Source organism: Pseudomonas mohnii, from assembly GCF_900105115.1.
Classification (GTDB): domain Bacteria; phylum Pseudomonadota; class Gammaproteobacteria; order Pseudomonadales; family Pseudomonadaceae; genus Aquipseudomonas; species Aquipseudomonas mohnii.
Genome location: NZ_FNRV01000001.1, coordinates 6,006,933 through 6,032,109, shown reverse-complemented (window position 1 = coordinate 6,032,109; position 25,177 = coordinate 6,006,933). Strand labels below are relative to the sequence as shown.

Here is a 25,177-nt window from a genome sequence, read left to right as displayed (position 1 = left end):
AATGTCATTCGCACGCGCTCAGCCTAAGGCTTGCCACCTGCTGGCCAGAACGTGAATTTGCACCGTATCACCTAGTGCATTTGCACCTACCGTTGGCCCTTCTGTCTCCATGTGCCGGAAAACAACCCACGCTCGCGTGCCCAGACAATCGCTTCGCTGCGACTGTGCACATCAAGCTTGGAGTACACCGTTGCCACGTGGTTGCGCACCGTGTTCGGTGCCAGCTTCAGGCGCGCAGCGATTTCCTTGTCGGCCAGGCCCTCGCAGATCAACTCCAGAACATCGCGCTCCCTGGCCGTCAGGTCAGTGAAGGACACGCTGGGCAACTGCGGCGAGTTGACCTGCTTCACATTAGCGAGCTTTTCGATCAGCGTGCGACTGAACCAGGAAGCGTCTTTCATCACCTCTTCAATGGCCGACACCAGCTCCAGCTCGGTGCGTTTGCGCTCGGTGATATCCATCAACACCAGCAGGTAGCAGGCACTGTCCTGAATGTTCACGGTGTCAGCGGAAACCGCGCAATCCATCAATTCGGTATCTTTCTTTCGAACGCGAACATCAACCCGATCCAGACGTCCGGTTTTCTCCAGGGCGCTGAACAGTTTTGTCCTCGCGCCCTTGTCGTGGATGAAGTCGATGTCGGCGATGGTCTTGCCCTGCACTTCCTCGCGGGGATACGCGAGGGATTCGAGAAACGCCTCGTTCACATCCATCACCACCTGATCGCTGGCACTGCACACCAGGATCGGCACGGGCGTCAGGCCAAACGCCTTGGCAAAGCGCTCCTCGCTCTGGCGCAGGGCGACTTCAGCCTTGCGCCGCGGCTCCACGTCGACGAAGGAAAACAGCATGCAGGGCTCATCGTTGAGCTCAAGCGGCTGACCGGCGACGATGACCTGCTTGCTTCCCCCACCGGCCACGCGCAGTTCGGCCTGCATTTGCGGAATGGTCGCGCCTTCACGCAAACGTTGCTTGGCCAGGTCCTTGTTTTGCGCCTGGTCCAATATATCCAGTTCATAAGTGGAGCTACCGATCACCTGATCACGGGCATAACCGGTCATTTCGAGGAAACCGGCATTGACCTTGATGTAGCGCAAATCGCTGAGCCGGCAGATCACCGCCGGGGCCGGGTTGGCGGCGAAGGTTTTCTCGAAGCGCTGCTCGGCGCTGGCCCACTCGGAGACATCGTCCATGATCAGCACCAACGACTCCGGCTCACCGTGGCTGTCGGTGACCACCAGGCTGCGCACCTTATGCACCCAGGTACGTTCTTCGTCATCAACCGGGGTCAGCTCGACCAGCATATCGCTGAAGGTCTCGCCACGGGCGACACGGCTGATCGGGTAACTGGCCACCGGCACCGGGTGATGGTTGCGATACCGCAGGGCAAAGCGGCGCGCGTACTCCTTGGCGTTCGCCCCGAGTTCTCCGATCCGCTCAATGCCGTGCATGGCCAGCGCGGCATCATTGGCCCAGACGATGGTCTGGTCGAGATCGAGCAGGATCACCCCGTCGGACAAGCCCGTGATGATCTGCTGCAATTGGCGGCGGCTGGTTTCTGTGGTCAGGACGTCTTGGCTCATTGCATCTCCATACCTGCGACGGAGCAATTGCACTCCGGTGACAAGTACGACCGCCAGAGCCTGCAATCGTGCGAAGTTCCTGCACGCGTTCGACCAGCACTGCCTTCACGGGATGCCGAGGGTTACGGTCTGTTGCGCTTCAAGCGGCCAATTGCCCACTGGCAATCGCCGCCGAAGCCGCCAGCATGGCCCGCAACAACACCGCACAACCGGCCGCCAGGTCATCCGGCGCGGCGTTTTCGATTTCGTTGTGGCTGATGCCGCCTTCGCAGGGGACAAAGATCATACCGGCGGGTCCGAGTTCAGCGAGGAAGATCGCGTCGTGCCCTGCTCCGCTGACGATGTCCATGTGCGACAGGCCCAATCCTTGCGCCGCACCGCGCACCGCTTCAACGCAGCCCTTGTCGAAGTACAGCGGCGGGAAGTCGGCGGTCGGGGTGAGTTCGTAGGTCAGGCCGTGCTCCTCGCAAGTGGTTTCGATGACTTCGCGGACTTCGGCGATCATCGAGTCCAGCCGTGCCGGATCGAGATGGCGGAAGTCCAGAGTCATGCGCACTTCGCCGGGAATGACGTTGCGTGAACCGGGATAGGCTTGCAGGCAACCGACCGTGCCGCAGGCGTGGGGTTGATGACCGTGGGCGGCGCGATTGACCGCGCCGACGATCACCGCGGCACCGACCAGGGCGTCCTTGCGCAGGTGCATCGGCGTCGGCCCGGCATGGGCTTCGACGCCGCGCAGTTTCAGGTCGAACCATTTCTGCCCGAGCGCGCCCATGACCACGCCAATGGTTTTGTGCTCGTCCTCGAGAATCGGGCCTTGCTCGATATGCGCTTCGAAATAGGCGCCCACCGCGTGGCCACTGACCGCGCGTGCCCCCGCGTAACCAATCGCGCTCAACGCCTCGCCCACGGTAACGCCGTCGGCGTCCACCTTGGCCAGGGTTTCCTCGAGGGTGAATTTTTCCGCGAACACGCCGGAGCCCATCATGCACGGGGCGAAACGCGAGCCTTCTTCGTTGGTCCAGACCACCACTTCCATCGGCGCTTCGGTTTCCACGCCCAGATCATTGAGGGTGCGCAGCACTTCGACCCCGGCCAGCACGCCGAAGCAGCCGTCGAACTTGCCGCCGGTGGGTTGGGTATCGATGTGGCTGCCGGTCATCACCGGCGGCAGGTCCGGGTTGCGCCCGGGGCGCCGGGCGAAGATGTTGCCCACGGCATCGATGCTGACGGTGCAGCCTGCCTCTTCACACCATTTGACGAAAATATCCCGGGCCTGGCGATCAAGGTCGGTCAGGGCCAGGCGACAAACACCGCCCTTGACCGTGGCGCCGAGTTTGGCCAGTTCCATGAGCGACTGCCACAGACGGTCGCGGTTGATGTGCTGATGGGTGGACTGCAGAACCTCTACAGCAGCGTTCATGATGATCTCCTCAAGCAATTCTTATGGTTTCTGTCAGGCATTTCGTCGGTGTGTTTGAGGCCGTCATCGCGAGCAGGCTCGCTCCCACAGGGGTAACGCGTACCCAGCTCGCGATTGGGCCAGCCGCTACACCACCGATTTCACGGCCGACGGCTGCGCCCGCATCGAGCACAACCCGTAATAAATCAACCCGCCCAGGGCCGAGCCGGTGAACCAGCCGTAGCTGTAGAACCAGCTGAAGGCATCGCTGCCCAGCGACAGCAGCGTCAGCGCCACCGGCACACCGAACGCCAGGAACCCATTCCAGTTCCACGCCGGATACACGTCATCGCGGTACAGCCCGGCGAGGTCCAGTTGCTGTTTCTTGATCAGGAAATAGTCCACCACCATGATCCCGGCAATCGGCCCCAATAGACTGGAGTAGCCCAGCAACCAGTTGGAATAGACGGTTTCCAGACTCACGTCAGAAACGATCAGGCCCAGTTTTTTCAGCAGCTCATGGGCCATCAGCGCCAGGCCGACAAACCCGGTCAGCAGTACGGCTTTGGTGCGGTTGATCACCTTGGGGGCGATGTTCTGGAAATCGTTGGTCGGCGAAACGATGTTGGCCGCGGTATTGGTGGACAAGGTAGCGATGATGATCAGCGCCATGGCCAATGCGACCCAGACCGGGCTCTGGATATGGCCGATCAGCGTCACCGGATCGGAGACAGTCACGCCCACCAGTTTCACCGACGCGGCGGTCATCACCACGCCCAGCGAGGCGAACAGGAACATGGTCAGTGGCAAACCGATGATCTGCCCGACAATCTGGTCCTTCTGGCTTTTCGCATAGCGGCTGAAGTCCGGGATGTTCAGCGACAACGTGGCCCAGAAGCCGACCATCGCGGTCAATCCGGCGGCGAAATAACTGGCCACGCCGGCCCCTTCGGGACGCTTGGCCGGAATCGCCAGCAGTTCAGTCATCGACACATTGGGCATGGCCCACACCAGCAAGCCTGCGCCTACCGCCACCAGCAATGGCGCAGACAGGGTTTCCAGCCATTTGATCGACTCGGCGCCACGAATCACCACCCACAGGTTCAGCGCCCAGAAGATCATGAAGCCGATGACTTCACCGGTGCCGCCCAGGGATTTCCAGCCGTCGAACACCGACCCCAGGAACAGGTGAATCGCCAGGCCGCCGAACATGGTTTGAATGCCGAACCAGCCGCACGCCACCAAGGCGCGGATCAGGCACGGAATGTTGGAACCGAGGACGCCGAAGGACGAGCGCAGCAACACCGGAAACGGGATACCGTACTTGGTGCCGGGAAAGGCGTTCAGGGTCAGCGGGATCAATACGATGATGTTGGCAAACAGGATTGCCAGCAGCGCTTCACCGACGCTCAGCCCGAAATAGGCCGTCAGCACGCCGCCCAGGGTGTAGGTCGGCACGCAAACCGCCATTCCGATCCACAAGGCCGTGATGTGCCATTTGTTCCAGGTTCGTTCGCGCACCTTGGTCGGTGCCATGTCGTGGTTGTATCGGGGACTGTCGAGGACGTCGCTGCCGGCCTCCAACTCAAACAAGCCGTCGCGCTCGGTCACGTGTGATCTGATCTGTTGCATGGCCGCTCCATTGTTGTTTTGTATTGCTCATCGAGGGCTGGCGGCATCAATAAACGTGCCGGATACCCCGCTTACGCATCGGGCAGTTCCATAAACGTTTTATAAACAACTGATTATTATCAATTTTATTTATTCAACCATTAAGTCTTCGGTCACTTGCCATGCCACTCAGGCCGAATGCCAAGCAAGTTGTCCGAACAGTCAGGACTCAATCTGGTGCGTGAATCTTTTTTTAAACGTTGCGCATCAACCATAGACCATCCTCAAACAGCTGATTTCACATAAGAAATCTTGACCATATTTGAATCCTGTCAAGTGCGTCAAAATGGTGAGAGGCCTCACCATTTTGGTGATTTTGAATTTTTTCTTTTAAAAATCAATGATTTAAAACCTATATAAGCTTATAAAAATTATTCTTGCTGATTTCAATAACACCAGCTAGCTTTCAATCTTGACAGCGATGACAGGAATACACCTGTGCAACTCGCTTCATATAAAACATTGAGAGCCGGCATCAGCCGGTCATTGCCTGCGAGGAACTCGGAATGTCTCTGTTGATCCGTGGCGCCACCGTTATTACCCATGATGAAAGTTATCGCGCCGATGTGTATTGCGCAGACGGCGTGATCAAGGCCATCGGCGAAGACCTCGAGGCTCCCACAGGTGCCGACATACTCGACGGCAGCGGCCAATACCTGATGCCCGGCGGCATCGACCCGCACACCCACATGCAACTGCCCTTCATGGGCACCGTGGCCAGCGAAGACTTTTACAGCGGCACGGCGGCCGGTCTGGCCGGCGGCACCACGTCGATCATCGACTTCGTGATTCCCAACCCCCAACAATCACTGATGGAAGCGTTCCATCAGTGGCGTGGCTGGGCCGAGAAGTCGGCTTCCGATTACGGCTTCCACGTCGCCATCACTTGGTGGAGCGAGCAGGTCCGCGAAGAAATGGCCGAGTTGGTGAAACACCACGGGGTCAACAGCTTCAAGCATTTCATGGCCTACAAGAATGCGATCATGGCCGCCGACGACACGCTGGTGGCGAGTTTTGAACGCTGCCTGGAGCTCGGCGCGGTGCCCACCGTGCACGCGGAAAACGGCGAGCTGGTCTATCACCTGCAACGCAAGTTGATGGCCCAGGGCATGACCGGGCCGGAGGCGCATCCCCTGTCGCGTCCGTCGCAAGTGGAAGGTGAAGCCGCGAGCCGGGCGATCCGCATCGCCGAAACGCTCGGCACACCGTTGTACCTGGTGCACGTCTCGACCAGGGAAGCCCTCGACGAAATCACCTATGCCCGCGCCAAGGGCCAACCGGTTTACGGCGAAGTACTGGCCGGGCACCTGTTGCTGGACGACAGCGTCTATCGACACCCGGACTGGCAGACCGCCGCCGGTTACGTGATGAGCCCGCCGTTCCGTCCTGTCGGGCATCAGGAAGCGCTCTGGCATGGCCTGCAAGCCGGCAACCTGCACACCACCGCCACCGACCACTGCTGCTTCTGCGCCGAGCAGAAGGCCGCCGGCAAGGACGATTTCAGCAAGATCCCCAATGGCACTGCCGGCATCGAAGACCGCATGGCCGTGCTCTGGGACGAAGGGGTGAACACCGGGCGTTTGTCGATGCAGCACTTCGTTGCGCTGACCTCCACCAACACCGCGAAAATCTTCAATCTCTACCCGCGCAAAGGCGCGATCCGCGTCGGCGCCGATGCCGACCTGGTGCTGTGGGACCCGCAGGGCACGCGCACGATTTCCGCCAAGACCCACCACCAGCAAGTCGACTTCAACATCTTCGAAGGCAAGACCGTGCGCGGCGTGCCCAGCCATACCATCAGCCAGGGCCGGGTGGTCTGGGCTGACGGCGATCTGCGGGCCGAACGCGGAGCCGGGCGCTACATCGAGCGGCCGGCGTATCCGGCGGTGTTTGATTTGCTGAGCAAGCGCGCCGAGTTGAATCAGCCGGTTGCCGTGAAACGCTGAAATCGGCCTTCGACCTATCGCGGGCAATCCCGCTCCCACAGGTTTTGTGAACACCTGAAATCCCTGTGGGAGCCAGCCTGCTGGCGATGGCGTCAGCCCGAACCACACAAAAAAATGCCCGACAGAGGCAGCACCGCCATCACCGTGAGGCCAATACCGTGATCAAGACCCTGAACCACCTCCCCCATCCTGTTGAGCAGGCGGCCGTCCTCGCCAGTCATTTCACCGACCTGGCACCGCCGCTCAACGACCGCCAGGCTCACCTTGAAGCCTCGCGCTGTCTGTATTGCTACGACGCGCCCTGCGTGAACGCCTGCCCGAGCGAGATCGATATTCCATCGTTCATCCGCAATATCCATCAGGACAACGTGCAGGGTGCGGCGCAGAAAATTCTCTCCGCGAACATCCTGGGCGGCAGTTGCGCCCGGGTCTGCCCCACCGAGATCCTCTGCCAGCAAGCCTGCGTGCGTAACAACGCTCAGGAGTGCGCACCGGTGCTGATCGGCCTGCTACAACGTTACGCCGTGGACAACGCGCACTTCAGCGAACACCCCTTCCCCCGCGCCGCCGCCACCGGCAAACGCATCGCCGTGGTCGGTGCCGGGCCGGCGGGTTTGTCCTGCGCCCATCGCAGCGCCATGCACGGCCATGACGTGGTGATTTTCGAGGCACGGGAAAAGGCCGGCGGCCTCAATGAATACGGGATCGCCAAGTACAAACTGGTGGATGACTATGCGCAGAAGGAGCTGGAGTTCCTGCTGCAGATCGGTGGGATCGAGATCCGTCACGGGCAAAAACTCGGCGAGAACCTGAGCCTGACTGAACTGCATCAACAATTCGATGCGGTGTTCCTCGGCCTGGGTCTGGCGGCGAGCAAGCAATTGGGGCTGGCCCATGAAAGCGCGCCGGGGCTGGTGGCCGCGACCGACTACATCCGCGAGCTGCGCCAGGCCGATGACCTGACTCAACTGCCCTTGGCTGATCGTTGCATCGTGCTCGGCGCCGGCAATACCGCCATCGACATGGCCGTGCAAATGGCGCGCCTCGGGGCCCGTGACGTCAATCTGGTGTACCGCCGTGGCGCCGAGGACATGGGTGCCACGCACCACGAACAGGACATCGCCAAGGCCAATCAGGTGCGCCTGATGACCTGGGCACAACCCGAAGAGGTCCTGCTCGATGCCAACGGCCGCGTGCGCGGCATGCGTTTCGCGCGCACGCATCTGGTCGAAGATCGTCTGCAAACCACCGGCGAAACCTTTGAACTGGCCGCCGACGCCATCTTCAAAGCCATCGGCCAGGCCTTCGACAGCAGCGCCCTCGCCGACCCGCTGGCCCGCGAACTCAAGCGCCAGGGCGATCGTATCGAGGTCGATGAACAGCTGCGCACCAGCGTCCCCGGCGTGTATGCCGGCGGCGATTGCACCAGCCTCGACCAGGACCTCACCGTGCAGGCGGTGCAGCACGGCAAACGGGCCGCCGAGGCCATCAACGCTCAACTGATGCTCAACGTGGAGGCTGCGTAAATGGCCGATCTCTCGATTGTCTTCGCCGGCATCAAAAGCCCCAACCCGTTCTGGCTGGCCTCCGCGCCGCCCACCGACAAGGCCTACAACGTGGTCCGCGCCTTCGAGGCCGGATGGGGGGGCGTGGTCTGGAAAACCCTGGGTGAAGACCCGGCGGCGGTCAACGTATCGTCGCGCTACTCGGCGCACTTCGGTCCTAACCGTGAAGTCATGGGCTTCAACAACATCGAACTGATCACCGACCGCTCGCTGGAGATCAACCTGCGGGAAATCACCCAGGTCAAAAAGGACTGGCCGGACCGCGCGCTCATCGTGTCGTTGATGGTGCCGTGCGTCGAAGAATCGTGGAAACACATCCTGCCGCTGGTGGAAGCCACCGGTGCCGACGGCATCGAACTGAACTTCGGTTGCCCCCATGGCATGCCGGAACGCGGGATGGGCGCGGCGGTCGGTCAGGTGCCGGAATACGTCGAACAGGTCACCCGCTGGTGCAAGACCTATTGCTCGCTGCCGGTGATCGTCAAGCTGACGCCGAACATCACCGACATCCGCGTGGCGGCCCGCGCGGCGCACCGTGGCGGCGCGGATGCGGTGTCGCTGATCAACACCATCAACTCGATCACCAGCGTCAACCTGGAGCGCATGGTCGCCAACCCCATGGTCGGCAGCCAGAGCACCCACGGCGGCTACTGCGGCTCGGCGGTCAAGCCGATCGCCTTGAACATGGTCGCCGAAATCGCCCGTGACCCGCAGACCCGAGGCCTGCCCATCAGCGGCATCGGTGGCATCGGCAACTGGCGCGATGCGGCGGAATTCATTGCCCTGGGCTGCGGCTCGGTGCAGGTGTGCACGGCGGCCATGCTGCATGGGTTCCGGATTGTCGAGGAGATGAAGGACGGCCTGTCACGCTGGATGGACAGTCAGGGTTACGCCAGCATTTCAGAGTTTTCCGGGCGTGCCGTGGGCAACACCACCGACTGGAAGTACCTGGACATCAACTATCAGGTCATCGCCAAAATCGACCAGGACGCCTGCATCGGTTGCGGCCGCTGCCACATCGCCTGCGAAGACACCTCGCACCAGGCGGTGGCCAGCCTCAAGCAGGCGGACGGCACGCACAAGTATCAAGTGATCGATGATGAATGCGTGGGCTGCAATCTGTGCCAGATCACCTGCCCGGTGCAGGACTGCATCGAGATGGTGCCGGTGGAAAACGGCAAGCCGTTTCTGGACTGGAACCATGATCCGAGGAATCCCTATCACGTCAGTCCTTGAGAGGTACCGCGCCTGAAACGACGCCTTCGCGGGCAAGCCCGCTCCCACAGGTTTCTCTGGTGTACACAGGCTTTGTGTACGACCTGAAACCCTGTGGGAGCGGGCTTGCCCGCGAAGAGGCCAGCAGCCACACCACCCGACCTCAGGGCTCCAACCCGATCCCGCGCAAAATCACACTGGTCACGGTCTGTATCGCCCGTTCGAACTGCATGTCCGACAGCGGCTGATGGTCGTTGAGGATGTTCACCTGGTGGTCGAAGTCGGCGTAGTGCTGGGTCGAGGCCCAGATCATGTACAGCAGGCTCGAAGGCTCCACCGGCAGGATGCGTTTGTCGTCCACCCACTGGCGGATTTTCGCTTCTTTCATCTTGGCCCAGTCGTACAGGCTCGCATCCAGTGCCTCCCCCAGGGTCGGGGCGCCGTGGATGATTTCGTTGGCCCAGACTTTCGAACCGTAGGGACGGCTGCGGGAGTGGTTCATCTTGGCGCGGATGTAACTGCTGAGCACCACGCGCGGGTCGTCGAACATCTCGAAGCACAGCGCGTCCTGCTTCCAGACTTCCAGCAAGTCGAACAGCACGGCGCTGTACAACTCGGTCTTGGTGCTGAAGTAGTAATGCAGGTTGGAGCGCGGCAGTTGCACTTCGGCGGCGATGTCGGCCATGGCGGTGCTGCCGAAGCCTTTCTCGGCGAAGACCTTCTCGGCCCCCAGCAGAATTTTCTCGACGTTACTGCGACGAATCTCGATCTTGTGATTGCCCATGAGGGCTCCCTGACAACAGCGTTAAACAAGACTAGCATCCGCTCTACCTCGCGGCGACAGGGGAAAACCAAACTTCGTACAACAGGCCTCTGACGGCTAAACTGACGCCCACTTCGCAACGGCCTGACAGGAACCCGACCATGCTGCTCAAAAAAACCCTCTCCACCGCCGCCCTGCTCGGCTCCCTGCTGGCCACCTCGGCGGTGTTCGCCCACGCCCATCTGAAAAGTGAGACACCCGCCGCCGACAGCACCGTGAGCGCGCCGACGGAATTGCGCCTGGTGTTTTCCGAAGGCGTTGAAGCGGCCTTCACCACAGTCACGATCAGCAAGGACGGGGCCAGCGTTGCGGTGAAAAGCCTGGCCACCGAGGGCAGTGACAAAAAGACCCTGGTGGTGACACCGGCTGCGCCGTTGAGCGCAGGTGCCTATAAAGTCGAATGGCACGCCGTGTCGGTCGATACCCATAAAAGCGAAGGCGCCTACAGCTTCAAGGTGGGCCAGTAATACATGGCGAGCGCGTTGGTGCTGTGCCGCTTCCTGCATTTCACCGTGGTACTGATGCTGTTCGGTGCCTGGGTATACAAGCCTCTGTTGCTGGGCCGTGAGAGCACCCTGGACCGGACGTTGACACGCATCAGCCGTTGGCTGGCGGCACTGGCGCTGGTCAGCGGCGTATGTTGGCTGCTGCTGATCACCGCCAGCATGGCCGGCGCCTGGGACGCGGCGCTCGAACCCTCGACCTTGCGCCTGGTGCTGGGCAGCACCTTCTTTGGCCAGGTCTGGAGCTGGCACCTGCTGTTCAACGGATTGCTGCTGGCCTTGCTGCTGACGCCGCTGCGCACCCACCTGCCCTTGCGCCTCATCCTCGGCGGTTCGCTACTGGCAACCCTGGCGCCGGTCGGCCACGGCGCCATGCTCGATGGCGTCGAAGGCCGATGGCTGATGCTCAATCAACTGGTGCACCTGGCCTGCGTCGGCATCTGGCTCGGCGGCCTGATGCTGCTGGTGATGATCCTGCGCCGCCCTGCCGGGCATGACATCCGGGCGCTGTTGCAGCGATTCAGTGGCGTCGGTTACATCGTGGTGGCGGGATTGCTGATCACCGGTCTGATCAACGTACGGGTCCTGACCGGCGCCTTCTGGCCGACGCCCTTGCTGTCCGGGTTTGCCCTGATCCTGTTGATCAAGGTCATGCTGATCGCCACGATGCTCGGCCTGGCGTTGTTCAACCGGCTGCGGATCAAGGACTGCGAACAGCGCCTGTCGGCATTGCGTAAAAGCGTGATCGCCGAATGGTTGCTGGGCATCGGCGCGGTGGCGGCGGTGTCGTTGCTGGGCACCATGCCGCCAATGATTGCTGGCTGACAACCCAATCGCCTGTGGGAGCGAGCCTGTCGAATCGTCGCACCGTCGCGATGGACGTCAACGATAACGCGGGCTGTCTGAATGCCCGCATTGTCCGCACGTTTTTCGCGAGCGGGCTCGCTCCTACAGGGTCCACGCAGATTCTTGTGGGAGCGAGCCTGCTCGCGATGCTCGCCAACGATAACGCGGGCCGGTCTGAATGCCCGCGTTGTCCTGGCGTTTTTCGCGAGCGGGCTCGCTCCTACAGGTTCCACGCAAATCTTTGTAGGAGCGAGCCTGCTCGCGATGGACGTCAACGATAACGCGGGCTGTCTGAATACCCGCATTGTCCGCGCGTTTTTCGCGAGCGGGCTCGCTCCTACAGGTTCCACGCAAATCTTTGTGGGAGCGAGCCTGTCGAATCGTCGCACCGTCGCGATGGACGTCAACGATAACGCGGGCTGTCTGAATGCCCGCATTGTCCTCGCGTTTTTCGCGAGCAAGCTCGCTCCTACAGGTTCCACGCAAATCTTTGTGGGAGCGAGCCTGCTCGCGATGGTCGTCAACGATAACGCGGGGTATCTGAACACCCCGCATTGTCCGCGCGTTTTTCGCGAGCAGGCTCGCTCCTACAGGTTCCACGCAAATCTTTGTGGGAGCGAGCCTGCTCGCGATGGACGTCAACGATAACGCGGGCTGTCTGAATACCCGCATTGCCCGCGCGTTTTTCGCGAGCGGGCTCGCTCCTACAGGTTCCACGCAAATCTTTGTGGGAGCGAGCCTGCTCGCGATGGACGTCAACGATAACGCGGGCTGTCTGAATGCCCGCATTGTCCGCACGTTTTTCGCGAGCGGGCTCGCTCCTACAGGTTCCACGCAAATCTTTGTAGGAGCGAGCCTGCTCGCGATGGACGACAACGATAACGCGGGCTGTCTGGATGCCCACATTGTCCGCGCGTTTTTCGCGAGCAGGCTCGCTCCTACAGGTTCCACGCAAATCTTTGTGGGAGCGAGCCTGCTCGCGATGGACGTCAACGATAACGCGGGGTATCTGAACACCCCGCATTGCCCGCGCGTTTTTCGCGAGCAGGCTCCCACATGAGCATTTGCAGCCGAGGTCATCGTACAACTTCTGATTGACAACACAGAAACGCCACGTAAATAATCGCTCCAATGTTGTACGACGACGTATAACAACTATAAAAACAAAAAAGAAATGGAGCGTTACAGTGAGCAAGCCCGCCCGCAATCCGTCCCCCCGTGCCCCACGCCCACACTTCGTTCGCCGTCATGCCCTGAGCCTGATCGGTTGCAGCAGCCTGGCCATCGCCCTGCCCATGACCAGTCACGCCGAAGGTTTCACCGATGACGCCAAAGCCACGCTGAACCTGCGCAACGCTTACTTCAACCGCAACTTCACCAACCCGGCCTACCCCCAGGGCAAGGCTGAGGAGTGGACACAGAACTTCATCCTCGACGCCAGATCCGGTTTCACCCAGGGCCCGGTCGGCTTCGGTGTGGATGTGTTGGGTCTGTATTCGCAGAAGCTCGATGGCGGCAAGGGCACCGGTGGTACGCAGCTGCTGCCGATCCACAGCGACGGCCGCCCGGCCGACAACTTCGGCCGTCTGGGCGTGGCGCTCAAGGGCAAGATCTCGAAGACCGAAGTCAAGGTCGGTGAATGGATGCCGGTGCTGCCGATCCTGCGCTCGGACGACGGTCGTTCCCTGCCGCAAACCTTCCGTGGTGGTCAGGTCACCTCCACCGAAATCAGCGGCCTGACCCTCTACGGCGGGCAGTTCCGGCAGAACAGCCCGCGCAACGATGCGAGCATGGAAGACATGTTCATGAACGGTAAAGCGGCGTTCACGTCGGACCGTTTCAACTTCGGCGGCGGTGAATATGCCTTCAACGACAAACGCACCCAGATCGGCGTGTGGTACGCGGAACTCAGCGACATCTATCAACAGCAATACTTCAACCTGAGCCACAGCCAACCCATTGGCGACTGGACCCTCGGCGCCAACCTCGGCTACTTCATCGGCAAGGAAGACGGCAGCGCCCTGGCCGGCGACCTCGATAACAAAACCGCGTTCGCCCTGCTCTCGGCCAAGTACGGCGGCAACACCTTCTATGTCGGCCTGCAAAAGCTCACGGGCGATGATGTGTGGATGCGCGTCAACGGCACCAGCGGCGGCACCCTGGCCAACGACAGTTACAACTCCAGCTATGACAATGCCAAGGAAAAATCCTGGCAAGTGCGTCACGACTACAACTTCGTGGCCCTGGGCGTGCCGGGCCTGACCCTGATGAACCGCTACATCAGTGGCGATAACGTGCACACCGGGACCATCACCGACGGCAAGGAATGGGGCCGTGAATCGGAACTGGCCTACACGGTGCAGAGCGGCCCGTTGAAAAACCTCAACGTCAAATGGCGTAACGCAAGCATCCGCAAAAACTTCAGCACCAACGAGTTCGACGAAAACCGCCTCTTCATCAGCTATCCGATTTCGTTGTTGTAAAACGGATCGGCTGATACCGGTCTTGTGGCAAGGGAGCTTGCTCCCTCGCCACAGGTGTAACTTGCCATCGAAAGATGACCCCACCCTTCGTCAAATTCGACGCAAGACACGTTGACAAGAAACGGAAAGCCTTACGATACTCTTGCTAGTCGTACGACAACCTACAACAAATTCAATGACCACCACTGCTTGTCCAGGACGCCCCATGACCACCACTCCCACTGCCCGCGCCCCTTTCAATCGCCTGCTGCTGACCGGTGCCGCCGGTGGCTTGGGCAAGGTCCTTCGCGAAACACTGCGCCCCTACGCCAATGTGATTCGCCTGTCGGACATCGCCGACATCGCGCCAGCCATCGACGACCGTGAAGAAGTCGTGCCGTGCGATCTGGCCGACAAGCAAGCCGTGCATCAACTGGTCGAAGGCGTGGACGCGATCCTGCACTTTGGCGGCGTGTCCACCGAGCGTTCGTTCGAAGAGATCCTCGGCGCCAACATCTGCGGCGTCTTTCACATCTACGAAGCCGCGCGCCGTCATGGCGTGAAGCGCGTGATCTTCGCCAGTTCCAACCACGTGATCGGCTTCTACCAGCAAGATGAAGTCATCGACGCCCACTCCCCTCGTCGCCCGGACAGTTACTACGGCTTGTCCAAGTCCTACGGCGAAGACATGGCCACTTTCTACTTCGATCGCTATGGCATCGAGACCGTCAGCGTGCGCATTGGCTCTTCGTTCCCGGAACCGCAAAACCGCCGGATGATGAGCACCTGGCTGAGCTTCGGCGACCTGACCCAACTGCTCGAACGAGCGTTGTACACCCCGAACGTCGGCCACACCGTGGTCTATGGTGCGTCCGACAACAAGAACGTCTGGTGGGACAACCGTTACGCCACGGTCTTGGGCTATGCGCCGAACGACAGCTCCGAAGTGTTCCGCGAAAAGGTCGAAGCACAGCCGCTTCCAGCCGCCGATGATCCGACGCGGATCTACCAGGGTGGCGCCTTCTGCGTGGCCGGCCCGTTCGGCGACTGAACCGCCAGTGCTTACCGCTTGATCCCCACAACAAAAACCAAGGGAATGAGTTGCCATGCCAGCTGAACTGATTGTCGATGCCCGCAACGCGGTGGGCGAATGCCCGGTGTGGGTCGGTGAAGAAAATGCCCTGTACTGGGTCGATATCCCGGCCGGCGGCCTGCAGCGCTGGAGCGCCGACACCGGCCAGGTGTCGGCGTGGAAAACCCCGGAAATGCTCGCGTGCATTGCCCGTCACGCTGACGGCAGCTGGGTCGCCGGCATGGAGAGCGGCTTCTTCCAGCTGCGCCCGCACAACGACGGCAGCCTCGACAGCGAGCCCCTGGCCGGCATCGATCACAGCCGCCCCGACATGCGCCTCAACGATGGTCGCTGTGACCGTCAGGGGCGTTTCTGGGTCGGCAGCATGGTGCTCGACATGGGTGCCAACGCCGCCGAGGGCAGGCTGTACCGCTACAGCGCCGGACAACGCGGACCGGTCGATGCCCAACTGAGCGGCCTCATCGTGCCCAACGGCCTGGGCTTCAGTCCGGACGGTCGCACGATGTACCTGTCCGACTCCCACCCCGCCGTCCAGCAGATCTGGGCCTTTGACTACGACATCGACAGTGGCACGCCGAGCAATCGCCGGCTGTTCGTCGACATGAATCACTATGCCGGGCGCCCCGATGGTGCCGCGGTCGATGCCGAGGGTGGCTACTGGATCTGTGCCAACGACGCCGGGCTGATTCACCGCTTTACCCCGGACGGACGCCTGGACCGTTCCCTCGCCGTACCGGTGAAAAAACCGAGCATGTGTGCCTTCGGTGGCAGCCGCCTGGACACCTTGTTCGTCACTTCGATCCGCCCCGCAGACGACCACGACGATCAGTCACTGGCCGGTGGCGTGTTCGCCCTCAACCCCGGCGTAAAGGGTTTGCCGGAGCCACTTTTCAACGTCTGACCGCAACCGCTCGTGCTGCAACGCTGTGCCTTGAACACAAAAACAATAAAACAGGAGACACCCCCAATGGACTTCAAACGCACCTTGCTCGCCGCTGCACTCCCCTTCACCGCAGCCCTCGCCTTCTCCCTCAGCAGCGCCGCCCATGCGCTGGAAATCAAATTCGCCGACATTCACCCCGCCGGCTACCCGACCGTAGTGGCCGAGGAACAACTGGGTAAAACCCTGGTGGCCGACAGCGACGGCAAACTGACCTTCAAGATGTTTGCCGGTGGTGTGCTCGGTTCGGAAAAAGAAGTGATCGAACAAGCCCAGGTCGGCGCCATCCAGATGGCCCGGGTCAGCCTCGGCATCGTCGGGCCGGTGGTGCCGGACGTGAACGTGTTCAACATGCCGTTCGTGTTCCGCGACCAGGCGCACATGCGCAAGGTCATCGATGGCGAAGTCGGCGACGCGATCCTCGCCAAAATCACCGACTCCGAGTTCGGCCTGGTCGCCCTGGCCTGGATGGACGGCGGCACGCGCAACCTCTACACCAAGAAACCGGTGCGCAGCCTGGAAGACCTCAAGGGCATGAAGATCCGCGTGCAAGGCAACCCGATGTTCATCGAAACCATCAATGCCATGGGCGGTAACGGCATTGCCATGGACACCGGTGAAATCTTCAGTGCGTTGCAGACCGGGGTGATCGACGGCGCGGAAAATAACCCGCCGACCCTGCTCGAACACAATCACTACCAGAACGCCAGGTTCTACAGCCTGACCGGGCACCTGATCCTGCCAGAACCGATCGTGATGTCGAAAATCACCTGGGAAAAGCTGACGCCCGAGCAACAGGCACTGGTGAAGAAAACCGCCAAGGCCGCGCAGGCACAGGAGCGCGTCCTGTGGGACGCCAAATCGGCCAGCAGCGAAGAGAAGCTCAAGGCGGCGGGCGTCGAATTCATCACCGTCGACAAGAAACCTTTCTATGAGGCCACCGCCTCGATCCGCGAGAAATACGGCGCGCCCTATGCCGACCTGATCAAGCGCATCGAAGCCGTTCAGTAATCCCTCCCTGCATTCAAGAAAGGCCCGGCGCCACTGACAGGGGTGTCTGTCAGTGCGCGCCCGGTTACGGTGAAACCCGATGAAGAATCTACTGCTGCGCATCAACGACAGGATTTACATGACCTGTATCTGGATCGCGGGCCTGTCCGTGCTGGCCATTGCCCTGATCATTCCCTGGGGCGTGTTTGCCCGCTACGTCCTTGGCACCGGTTCCAGTTGGCCGGAGCCCACCGCCATTTTGCTGATGATGGTGTTCACCTTCATTGGCGCCGCCGCCAGCTATCGTTCCGGCTCCCACATGGCGGTGGCGATGCTCACTGATCGCCTGCCACCGAACCTGCGCAAAGCCATGAGCGTGTTTGCGCAATTGCTGATGGCGACCATCAGCCTGTTCATGGCGATCTGGGGGACCAAGCTGTGCCTGTCGACCTGGAACCAGTTCATGAGCGCCCTGCCGACCCTGCGTGTCGGCATTACTTACATGCCGATCCCGATTGGCGGTGTGCTGACGTTGATCTTTGTGCTGGAAAAACTCCTGCTCGGTGACCAGAGCAATCGGCGGGTCGTGCGCTTCGACCTGGTTGAAGAAAACGAAGGGGCTGCCTGAATGGACGCATTGATTCTGCTGGGCAGTTTTATCGCCTTGATCCTGATCGGCATGCCGGTGGCCTACGCCCTGGGGCTTTCGGCCCTGATCGGCGCATGGTGGATTGATATTCCGTTCCAGGCCTTGATGATTCAGGTCGCCGGCGGCGTGAACAAATTCTCCCTGCTGGCGATTCCGTTCTTCGTTCTGGCGGGCGCGATCATGGCCGAAGGCGGCATGTCCCGGCGGCTGGTGGCGTTTGCCGGGGTGCTGGTGGGGTTTGTCCGTGGCGGTCTGTCGCTGGTCAACATCATGGCCTCGACCTTCTTCGGGGCGATCTCCGGCTCTTCGGTAGCGGACACCGCCTCGGTCGGCTCGGTGCTGATTCCCGAAATGGAACGTCGCGGTTATCCACGGGAGTTCGCCACGGCGGTCACCGTCAGCGGCTCGGTGCAAGCGCTGCTGACCCCGCCGAGCCACAACTCGGTGCTCTATTCACTGGCCGCTGGCGGCACGGTGTCGATTGCCTCGCTGTTCATGGCCGGCGTGGTGCCCGGCCTGCTGATGAGCGCGTGCCTGATGGTGCTGTGCCTGATCTTCGCCAAGAAGCGTGACTACCCCAAGGGCGAAGTCATTCCGATGCGCGAAGCGCTGAAGATCTGCGGTGAAGCGCTGTGGGGCCTGATGGCCATGGTGATCATTCTCGGCGGCATTCTGTCGGGGATTTTCACCGCCACCGAGTCGGCGGCGATTGCGGTGCTGTGGTCGTTCTTCGTGACCATGTTCATCTACCGCGACTACAAATGGAGTGAACTGCCGAAACTGATGCACCGCACGGTGCGGACGATCTCGATCGTGATGATCCTGATCGGCTTCGCCGCCAGCTTCGGCTACATCATGACCCTGATGCAGATCCCGGCGAAGATCACCACGATGTTCCTCACGCTGTCGGATAACCGTTACGTGATCCTGATGTGCATCAACGTCATGCTGCTATTGCTCGGCACGGTGATGGACATGGCGCCGCTGATCCTGATCCTCACGCCGATTCTGATGCCGGTGATTCTGGGTATTGGCGTAGACCCGGTGCAGTTCGGCATGATCATGCTGGTCAACCTGGGCATCGGCTTGATCACACCGCCCGTGGGCGCGGTACTCTTTGTGGGGTCGGCCGTGGGCAAGGTCAGTATCGAATCAACCGTCAAAGCGCTGTTGCCGTTCTACGGCGTGCTGTTCCTGGTGCTGATCGCCGTGACTTACATTCCCGCGCTGTCACTGTGGTTGCCGCATCTGGTGCTGTAACGAAGACTCGCAAAACGCTTTGTGGCGAGGGCACTTGCGCCCTCGCCACAACAGCTCATCAACCAGCAGAGAAGGCCATGACGTCAGCAACCCTCGAACTCGAAGACGAATTCACCCGCCTCACCCTCGCCCCTGAACTGGGCGGGAGCATCGTCAACTGGACCGTGCGCGATACCGGCCAGCCCTTGTTGCGCCATACCGACGCCCACGCGCTGAACACCGACCTGCCCGGCAAACTCGCCTGTTTTCCGTTGGCGCCCTGGTCAAACCGCATCGCCGAGGGCGGCTTCGATTGCCCGGATGGCTGGCAGTCGCTGTCACCCAACAGCCTCACCGATCCCCTGCCGATTCATGGCAGTGCGTGGCAGCAGGCGTGGCAAGTGGTGTCCCTGACAGCAAATGAAGCGGTCCTGCAACTCGACAGCAGCACGCCCTTCGCCTATCGCGCTCGCCAGCGCTTCCATTTGAGCGAAGGCAAGCTGAGCATCGAACTGAGCGTCACCCATCTGGCCGAACGCGCAGCCTGGCATGGCCTGGGATTGCACCCGTACTTGCCGCGAACCCCCCATACCCGATTGCAGGCGGCAGCGCGCCAGGTGTGGTTTTGCGACGCGACAAAATTGCCGACACGGCTTGGCGAGTTGCCTGCCGAATGGGATTTCCAGCACCCCGGGGCGTTGCCGGAAACGCTGGTCGACAATGGCTTCTGCGAATGGGACGGCCATTGCCTGATTCAGCAACCGGACCTGGGCTATGAACTGGAGTGCCAGGCCAGCGGCAGCGATTACTACCTGCTCTATTGCCCGCCAGGCCTGGATTTTTTCTGCATCGAGCCGGTCAGCCACCCGGTCAACGCCCACCACCTGCCCGGTCGGCCGGGGCTGCGTTTACTCGAACAAGGACAATCCACCGAACTCGGTTTCACCCTGCACTATCGAGCGCTCTAACCCAGCAGTTGACTCAACACCGCACGCAGCTTGCCGGGCTTCACCGGTTTGTTGAGTAACGGCGCATTCAGGCGTTGCAACGCACGCCGACACTGATCGGTTCGGTCGGCGGTGATGATCACGGCGGGGATGGTCTGATGAAAATGTTCGCGCAGATGCCGGACCACATCACAACCGACCACCGCGTGATCGAGGTGATAGTCCGCCAGGATCAATTCCGGTGCCTGCCCGCGCAAGGCATCGATCGCCGAGGCTTCGTCGGTGGCGGTGACAACGTCGCAGCCCCACTGCCCGAGCAACGCGCTCATGCTTTGCAGAATGCTCACTTCATTGTCGAGCACCAGCAAACGCCGGCCCGGCAGCGGATTGCCCGTCCCGGGCTGCGGCGCGGCCAGGCTGACAGGCAACGGCATTTCCGCGGAAATCGGTACATCGATGCTGAACATCGAGCCGCGCCCCGGCAGCGAATGCACGCCGATCTTGTAGCCGAGGATCTTGGCGATGCGTTCGACGATGGCCAGCCCCAGGCCCACCCCCTTGCGGTCGGCGGCGCGGCCAACGTCCAACTGGTTGAACTCGAGGAAAATCGAATCGAGCCGATCCGCAGCGATGCCGCGCCCGGTGTCCCAGACTTCCAGGCGCAGCATCTCACCCCGGCGCCTGGCTCCCAGCAGGATGCAGCCTTCGTCGGTATAGCGGCAGGCATTGCTGAGGAAATTGCGCAGGATCCGTGTCATCAGGCGCAAGTCGGTACTGATGGCGTAATGGCCCATGTGCACACGCAGATTCAACCCCGCGGCCTCGGCGACCGACTGAAATTCCGACACCAGCGGCCCGAGCAGTTCGTCGAGGCGGTAGACGGCGACGTCGGGCTTGACCGCCGACTGATCGAGCCGGGAAATGTCGAGCAAGTCGGTCAGCAGGTCTTCGGCGCCTTCCAGTGCCTGGTGGGTGCGTTCGACCAGCACCTGCTCGACCTCCGGCAGCTTGCGCTCGCGCAGGGTCGAGATCAGCAAGCGCGCAGCGTTCAAAGGTTGCAGCAAATCATGACTGGCAGCGGCGAGGTATTTGTCCTTGCTGCGATTGGCCGCCTCGGCGGCATCACGGGCATCGCGCAAGGCCTGCGCGATCTGCTGACGCTGGGTGATCTGCTGCTGCAGGTTGCGGTTGGCTTCCAGCAGTTCATCGGTGCGCGCACTGACCCGTTGTTCCAGTTCGTCGTTGAGTTGTTGCAGGCGCTGCTGGGCCAGTTTGCGTTCGGTGATGTCGGCGACAAAACCTTCCACCAGGCCTTCCTGATCGGGCTTGAGCAGCAGGTTCATGAGCACATCGAGGTGGCTGCCGTCCTTGCGCCGCAAACGGGTTTCGTAACCGTGCAGGCTGCGTTGCTGCCTGAGGATTTCACCAATGCTTTGCAGCTCCGCCACGCCACCGGAAAACAGGTGGCTGGCCAGATCGGTCAGGGAAAACAGGACTTCCTGCGGGTCCTGATAACCGAGCATGCGCGCCAGTGCCGGGTTGGCCGCACGCATGCCGTCTTGCAGGCTGGCCTGGAAAATCCCTTGGACCGCGTTTTCGAACAGCCATTTGTAGCGGTTGCGCTCGGCTTCCAGCTCGTCCAGGCGCGCGGCCAGCTCGGGGTAATGGCTCTTGCGCGCCGAATGGCTGCCTAACCCCAGCAGCCCGGCCAGCGCCCGTTGTTGCTCGTCAGAGGGCTTCGCCATACACGACCTCGACGTCACGCTGACTGGATTCGCGCGGGTTGGTCAGGATGCACGGATCGTCCATCGCGTGTTGCGACAGGAACGGAATGTCCGCGGAGCTGACCCCGTGCAACCCGAGGGTTTCGTGGAAACCGATGGCGTGTTTCAACGCGATCAGGTGCTCCACCAGTCGCCCGCAGATCTGCCGGTGATTGAGGCCACGGCAGTCGATGCCGAAGGTCTCGGCAATCACCTTGAAACGTTCCGGTGCCGAGTTGTAGTTGAACGCGACGACGTGCTCCACCAACACCGCGTTGCACAAGCCGTGGGGCAGATCGAGAAAGCCGCCCAGGCTGTGGGACATGGCATGCACCGCGCCCAGGATCGCATTGGAGAAGGCCAGCCCGGCCTGCATGCTGCCCAGCATGATTTTCTCGCGCAGCGCGATGTCCGTCGGGTTGGCGATCATTTGCACCAGGTTGCCATTGATCAGGCGCATGGCTTCCAGCGCATGGGGATCGGTCAACGGCCCGTGCCCGGTGGACACGAAGGCTTCGATGGCATGCACCAGCGCGTCGATGCCGGTACAGGCCGACAGGAACGGGTCCATGCTCAGGGTGGTTTCCGGGTCGATCAGCGAAACGTCGGGCACCACGGCCTTGCTGACGATGGAGAACTTCATGCGCTCCTGCTGGTTGGAAATGATCACGAATTGCGAAACATCCGCCGACGTGCCGGCGGTGGTCGGAATCAGGATCAGCGGCGGGCTGGGCACGCGGATGGTGTCCACGCCCTCGAACTCGAGAATGCTGCGACCGTGGGCGACGACAATGCCGATGCCTTTGCCGCAATCCATCGGGCTGCCACCGCCGACGGCGACGATCACATCGCAGTGATTTTCCCGGTACATCTCGGCACCGAGCATCACTTCTTCGACACGCGGGTTGGGCGACACCGCGCTGTACAGGCAGTATTCGATGCCCAGGGCTTGCAGGCTGGCCTCGACATCGGCCACCCAACCGGCGGCAATCACCCCGGGATCGCTGACCACCAGGACCTTGCGGGCGCCAAAGGTCTTGGCATAGTTGCCGACGTTGTGCCGGCAACCGGCACCAAAGATGATTTCAGGCGAAACGAATTTACGCAGCTGGCTGAGATTCTGGCTCATTGGAAAGCCTGTTTTTTATTGTTTTGAAAGGTAGCGCTCACACTAAAGCATCCAGCTGCGAATGCAATCAGACCAATGGCCGGATTCACTGCAGATCCTGATGGGGGGTTGGGTGTGTACCTGGATTTTCGCGTCAACCAATGCCCCTGTAGGAGCGAGCCTGCTCGCGATGGAGTGTCAGTCGCCGCGCCTTTTACTGATACACCATCGCGAGCAGGCTCGCTCCTACAGCCAATCAGCCGCGATAGATCAGCCGCGAAGCCTTCTCGTTGCGCAAGGTCAGGTGTTCCATGCCCAGCCCCGGCGCCTCGGCCTCCTCCCGCGCCTTGAGGATGACCCCGTGATGGGGCGACTTACTGCACACGGGGTCGGCGTTGGCGGCATCGCCCGTCAGCATGAAGGCCTGACAACGACAGCCGCCCAGGTCCTTGTGCTTCTCATCGCAGGAGCGGCACGGCTCCTTCATCCAGTCATCGCCGCGAAAACGATTGAAGCCGAACGAGTGGTTCCAGATGTGCTCGATGCTGTGTTCGCGCACGTTGGGAAACGGCACCGGCAACTGCCGGGCACTGTGACAAGGCAAGGCCGTGCCGTCCGGGGTGATGTCGAGAAACAGGTTGGCCCAGCCGTTCATGCAGGTCTTGGGCCGCTCTTCGTAATAGTCCGGGGTGACGAAGATCAACTTGCACGGGTGCCCCTGGGCCTCGAGACGTTCGCGATACTCGTTGGTGATGCGCTCGGCTCGCTGCAATTGCTCGCGCGTCGGCAACAGCCCGACGCGGTTGAGCTCGGCCCAGCCATAGAACTGGCACGTGGCCAATTCGACGAAATCCGCTTCCAGCTCCAGGCACAGGTCAATGATCTGTTCGATGCGGTCGATGTTGTGCCGATGGGTGACGAAGTTCAGCACCATCGGATAGCCCTGGGCTTTTACCGCCCGGGCCATGGCCAGTTTCTGCGCGAAGGCCTTGCGCGAACCGGCGAGCAGGTTGTTCACCGCTTCGTCGGCGGCCTGGAAGCTGATCTGGATGTGATCGAGCCCGGCAACCTTGAAGTCACGCACTTTCTGTTCGGTCAGGCCGATGCCCGAGGTGATCAGGTTGGTGTAGTACCCCATGTCCCGGGCGGCCTTGATCAGCTCGGCCAGGTCCTGGCGAACCAGTGGCTCGCCACCGGAAAAACCCAATTGGGCGGCGCCCATTTCCCGCGCCTCGCGGAACACCCGAATCCATTCTTCGGTGCTCAACTCCTCGCCTTGCCCGGCGAAGTCCAGAGGATTGGAGCAATAAGGGCATTGCAAGGGACAGCGATACGTCAGTTCCGCCAGCAGCCACAGCGGCGGCCCCGGTAGCGCGTCACTCGATCCAGAACTGCGCATGGGCCACCTCCAGAAACGCCAACACATCCTCGTCGATCCCCGGCACACCGGGGAAACTCGCGGTCAATTGATCGATGATCGTGGCCACGCTGCGCTGGCCGTCCAGCCGTTCAAGGATCTGCCCGGCGCTGGCGTTGAGCTTGATCATGCCTTCGGGGTACAGCAGCACGTGGCAGTCCTGGCGGGGTTCCCATTGCAGGCGAAACCCCCGGCGCAAGGACAAGGTCTGGTCGCGACGGATCGGGCTCACAGGGCTATCCCCCGGTGCCAGACGTTGTCGCGGGTCACGGTGTGGTACGGCGGACGCTCCAGTTCATAGGCCATGCTCATGGCATCGAGCATGCTCCACAGCACGTCGAGCTTGAACTGGAGAATGTCCAGCATGCGCTGCTGCGCCTCGGCGGTGGTGTAATACGCCAGGGTGATGCGCAAACCGTGCTCGACATCGCGTCGGGCCTGGCTCAGGCGGGTGCGGAAATAGTCATAGCCGGCGACATCGATCCACGGGTAATGGGTTGGCCAGGCATCGAGTCGCGATTGATGGATCTGTGGCGCGAACAGCTCGGTCAGCGAGCTGCTGGCCGCTTCCTGCCAGCAGGCACGACGGGCAAAATTGACGTAGGCGTCCACGGCAAACCGCACACCGGGCAACACCAGTTCCTGGGACAGAATCCGTTCACGCTCAAGCCCCACCGCCTCGCCCAGACGCAACCAGGCCTCGATGCCACCCTCGCTGCCGGGTGCGCCGTCATGATCGATGATGCGTTGCAGCCATTCCCGGCGCACGTCGCGGTCCGGGCAGTTGGCCAGAATCGCGGCATCCTTCAACGGGATGTTCACCTGATAGTAAAAGCGATTGGCAACCCAGCCCTGGATCTGCTCACGCGTGGAGCGCCCGGCGTACATGGCTTGGTGGAACGGGTGATGGATGTGGTAATAGGCGCCTTTGGCACGCAGGGCTTGCTCGAATTCGCCGGGGGTCATTGCTGCATCAGTCATTGCGGTTTCTCCTGGAAGCCCTGCGGTGTCTGGT

Annotated in this window: 23 protein-coding genes; 14 read left to right on the top strand and 9 right to left on the bottom strand. The window is 61.4% G+C overall.

The genetic code is table 11. The annotated features are described in order from the left end of the window. Nucleotides 1–86 precede the first annotated feature (86 nt). The 3 genes from BLV61_RS28190 to BLV61_RS28180 form a co-directional block, all read right to left on the bottom strand. A complete protein-coding gene (locus BLV61_RS28190; RefSeq protein ID WP_090468868.1) occupies nucleotides 87–1,583 on the bottom strand; it encodes a helix-turn-helix transcriptional regulator in 1,497 nt (498 codons plus the stop codon). A 139-nt stretch (nucleotides 1,584–1,722) separates the two neighbouring features. Further along, a complete protein-coding gene (locus BLV61_RS28185; protein WP_090468867.1) occupies nucleotides 1,723–3,006 on the bottom strand; it encodes a Zn-dependent hydrolase in 1,284 nt (427 codons plus the stop codon). A 126-nt stretch (nucleotides 3,007–3,132) separates the two neighbouring features. Continuing rightward, on the bottom strand, nucleotides 3,133–4,617 hold the full coding sequence (locus BLV61_RS28180; protein WP_090468865.1) for an NCS1 family nucleobase:cation symporter-1: 1,485 nt from the start codon (nucleotides 4,615–4,617) through the stop codon (nucleotides 3,133–3,135). Nucleotides 4,618–5,162: 545 nt separating this feature from the next. On the opposite strand from BLV61_RS28180, the gene hydA reads away from it, so the two are divergent. The 3 genes from hydA to preA all read left to right on the top strand — a co-directional run bounded on the left by hydA (nucleotide 5,163) and on the right by preA (nucleotide 9,403). After that, complete coding sequence (gene hydA, locus BLV61_RS28175) at nucleotides 5,163–6,602, top strand: dihydropyrimidinase (protein WP_047528235.1); 1,440 nt, start codon at nucleotides 5,163–5,165, stop codon at nucleotides 6,600–6,602. A gap of 158 nt (nucleotides 6,603–6,760) precedes the next feature. Continuing rightward, on the top strand, nucleotides 6,761–8,128 hold the full coding sequence (locus tag BLV61_RS28170; protein WP_090470009.1) for an NAD(P)-dependent oxidoreductase: 1,368 nt from the start codon (nucleotides 6,761–6,763) through the stop codon (nucleotides 8,126–8,128). Then, a complete protein-coding gene (gene preA, locus BLV61_RS28165) occupies nucleotides 8,129–9,403 on the top strand; it encodes an NAD-dependent dihydropyrimidine dehydrogenase subunit PreA (RefSeq protein WP_047528233.1) in 1,275 nt (424 codons plus the stop codon). A gap of 142 nt (nucleotides 9,404–9,545) precedes the next feature. Here the strand turns inward: preA and BLV61_RS28160 are convergent, their stop codons facing one another. Then, nucleotides 9,546–10,166: a TetR/AcrR family transcriptional regulator gene (locus BLV61_RS28160; RefSeq protein WP_047528232.1), complete on the bottom strand. Its 621-nt coding sequence runs from the start codon at nucleotides 10,164–10,166 to the stop codon at nucleotides 9,546–9,548. A 140-nt stretch (nucleotides 10,167–10,306) separates the two neighbouring features. On the opposite strand from BLV61_RS28160, the gene copC reads away from it, so the two are divergent. The 11 genes from copC to BLV61_RS28105 all read left to right on the top strand — a co-directional run bounded on the left by copC (nucleotide 10,307) and on the right by BLV61_RS28105 (nucleotide 19,895). Continuing rightward, complete coding sequence (gene copC, locus BLV61_RS28155; protein ID WP_090468863.1) at nucleotides 10,307–10,672, top strand: copper homeostasis periplasmic binding protein CopC; 366 nt, start codon at nucleotides 10,307–10,309, stop codon at nucleotides 10,670–10,672. Between the two features lie 3 nt (nucleotides 10,673–10,675). After that, the gene (copD, locus tag BLV61_RS28150; RefSeq protein WP_090468861.1) at nucleotides 10,676–11,533 is read left to right on the top strand and encodes a copper homeostasis membrane protein CopD; all 858 of its coding nucleotides are present in this window, start codon (nucleotides 10,676–10,678) and stop codon (nucleotides 11,531–11,533) included. Nucleotides 11,534–11,818: 285 nt separating this feature from the next. Then, nucleotides 11,819–12,202 (top strand): hypothetical protein, encoded by a 384-nt coding sequence (locus BLV61_RS28145; protein ID WP_090468859.1) that lies wholly within the window; start codon nucleotides 11,819–11,821, stop codon nucleotides 12,200–12,202. Further along, complete coding sequence (locus BLV61_RS28140; RefSeq protein ID WP_139213655.1) at nucleotides 12,186–12,614, top strand: hypothetical protein; 429 nt, start codon at nucleotides 12,186–12,188, stop codon at nucleotides 12,612–12,614. The genes BLV61_RS28145 and BLV61_RS28140 overlap by 17 nt, the downstream gene beginning before the upstream one ends. 127 nt (nucleotides 12,615–12,741) lie before the next feature. Continuing rightward, nucleotides 12,742–14,037 carry an OprD family porin gene (locus tag BLV61_RS28135; RefSeq protein WP_090468854.1) on the top strand — a complete coding sequence of 432 codons (1,296 nt, stop codon included), beginning with the start codon at nucleotides 12,742–12,744 and terminating at the stop codon, nucleotides 14,035–14,037. Nucleotides 14,038–14,242: 205 nt separating this feature from the next. Beyond that, on the top strand, nucleotides 14,243–15,067 hold the full coding sequence (locus tag BLV61_RS28130; RefSeq protein WP_047528221.1) for an NAD-dependent epimerase/dehydratase family protein: 825 nt from the start codon (nucleotides 14,243–14,245) through the stop codon (nucleotides 15,065–15,067). Nucleotides 15,068–15,122: 55 nt separating this feature from the next. Beyond that, nucleotides 15,123–16,010, top strand: a complete 888-nt coding sequence (locus BLV61_RS28125; protein WP_090468851.1) for an SMP-30/gluconolactonase/LRE family protein — start codon at nucleotides 15,123–15,125, stop codon at nucleotides 16,008–16,010. Between the two features lie 66 nt (nucleotides 16,011–16,076). After that, nucleotides 16,077–17,060 carry a TRAP transporter substrate-binding protein gene (locus tag BLV61_RS28120; protein ID WP_047528217.1) on the top strand — a complete coding sequence of 328 codons (984 nt, stop codon included), beginning with the start codon at nucleotides 16,077–16,079 and terminating at the stop codon, nucleotides 17,058–17,060. A gap of 79 nt (nucleotides 17,061–17,139) precedes the next feature. After that, on the top strand, nucleotides 17,140–17,667 hold the full coding sequence (locus BLV61_RS28115) for a TRAP transporter small permease (protein WP_090468849.1): 528 nt from the start codon (nucleotides 17,140–17,142) through the stop codon (nucleotides 17,665–17,667). Then, nucleotides 17,668–18,948 (top strand): TRAP transporter large permease, encoded by a 1,281-nt coding sequence (locus tag BLV61_RS28110; protein WP_090468847.1) that lies wholly within the window; start codon nucleotides 17,668–17,670, stop codon nucleotides 18,946–18,948. Between the two features lie 77 nt (nucleotides 18,949–19,025). Continuing rightward, nucleotides 19,026–19,895: an aldose 1-epimerase gene (locus tag BLV61_RS28105; protein ID WP_090468845.1), complete on the top strand. Its 870-nt coding sequence runs from the start codon at nucleotides 19,026–19,028 to the stop codon at nucleotides 19,893–19,895. Here BLV61_RS28105 and BLV61_RS28100 read toward each other — a convergent pair. From BLV61_RS28100 to pqqC, 5 genes are all read right to left on the bottom strand, one after another. After that, the gene (locus BLV61_RS28100) at nucleotides 19,892–21,619 is read right to left on the bottom strand and encodes a PAS domain-containing hybrid sensor histidine kinase/response regulator (RefSeq protein WP_047528209.1); all 1,728 of its coding nucleotides are present in this window, start codon (nucleotides 21,617–21,619) and stop codon (nucleotides 19,892–19,894) included. The genes BLV61_RS28105 and BLV61_RS28100 overlap by 4 nt on opposite strands. Continuing rightward, nucleotides 21,603–22,766: an alcohol dehydrogenase-like regulatory protein ErcA gene (ercA, locus tag BLV61_RS28095; RefSeq protein WP_090468843.1), complete on the bottom strand. Its 1,164-nt coding sequence runs from the start codon at nucleotides 22,764–22,766 to the stop codon at nucleotides 21,603–21,605. Before ercA ends, BLV61_RS28100 begins: the two co-directional genes overlap by 17 nt. Before the next feature lie 235 nt (nucleotides 22,767–23,001). Continuing rightward, nucleotides 23,002–24,144, bottom strand: a complete 1,143-nt coding sequence (gene pqqE, locus BLV61_RS28090) for a pyrroloquinoline quinone biosynthesis protein PqqE (protein WP_047528206.1) — start codon at nucleotides 24,142–24,144, stop codon at nucleotides 23,002–23,004. Continuing rightward, nucleotides 24,122–24,394 carry a pyrroloquinoline quinone biosynthesis peptide chaperone PqqD gene (gene pqqD, locus BLV61_RS28085; RefSeq protein ID WP_090468842.1) on the bottom strand — a complete coding sequence of 91 codons (273 nt, stop codon included), beginning with the start codon at nucleotides 24,392–24,394 and terminating at the stop codon, nucleotides 24,122–24,124. The genes pqqE and pqqD overlap by 23 nt, the downstream gene beginning before the upstream one ends. After that, the gene (gene pqqC / locus BLV61_RS28080; protein WP_090468841.1) at nucleotides 24,391–25,143 is read right to left on the bottom strand and encodes a pyrroloquinoline-quinone synthase PqqC; all 753 of its coding nucleotides are present in this window, start codon (nucleotides 25,141–25,143) and stop codon (nucleotides 24,391–24,393) included. Before pqqC ends, pqqD begins: the two co-directional genes overlap by 4 nt. Between the last annotated feature and the right edge of the window lie 34 nt (nucleotides 25,144–25,177).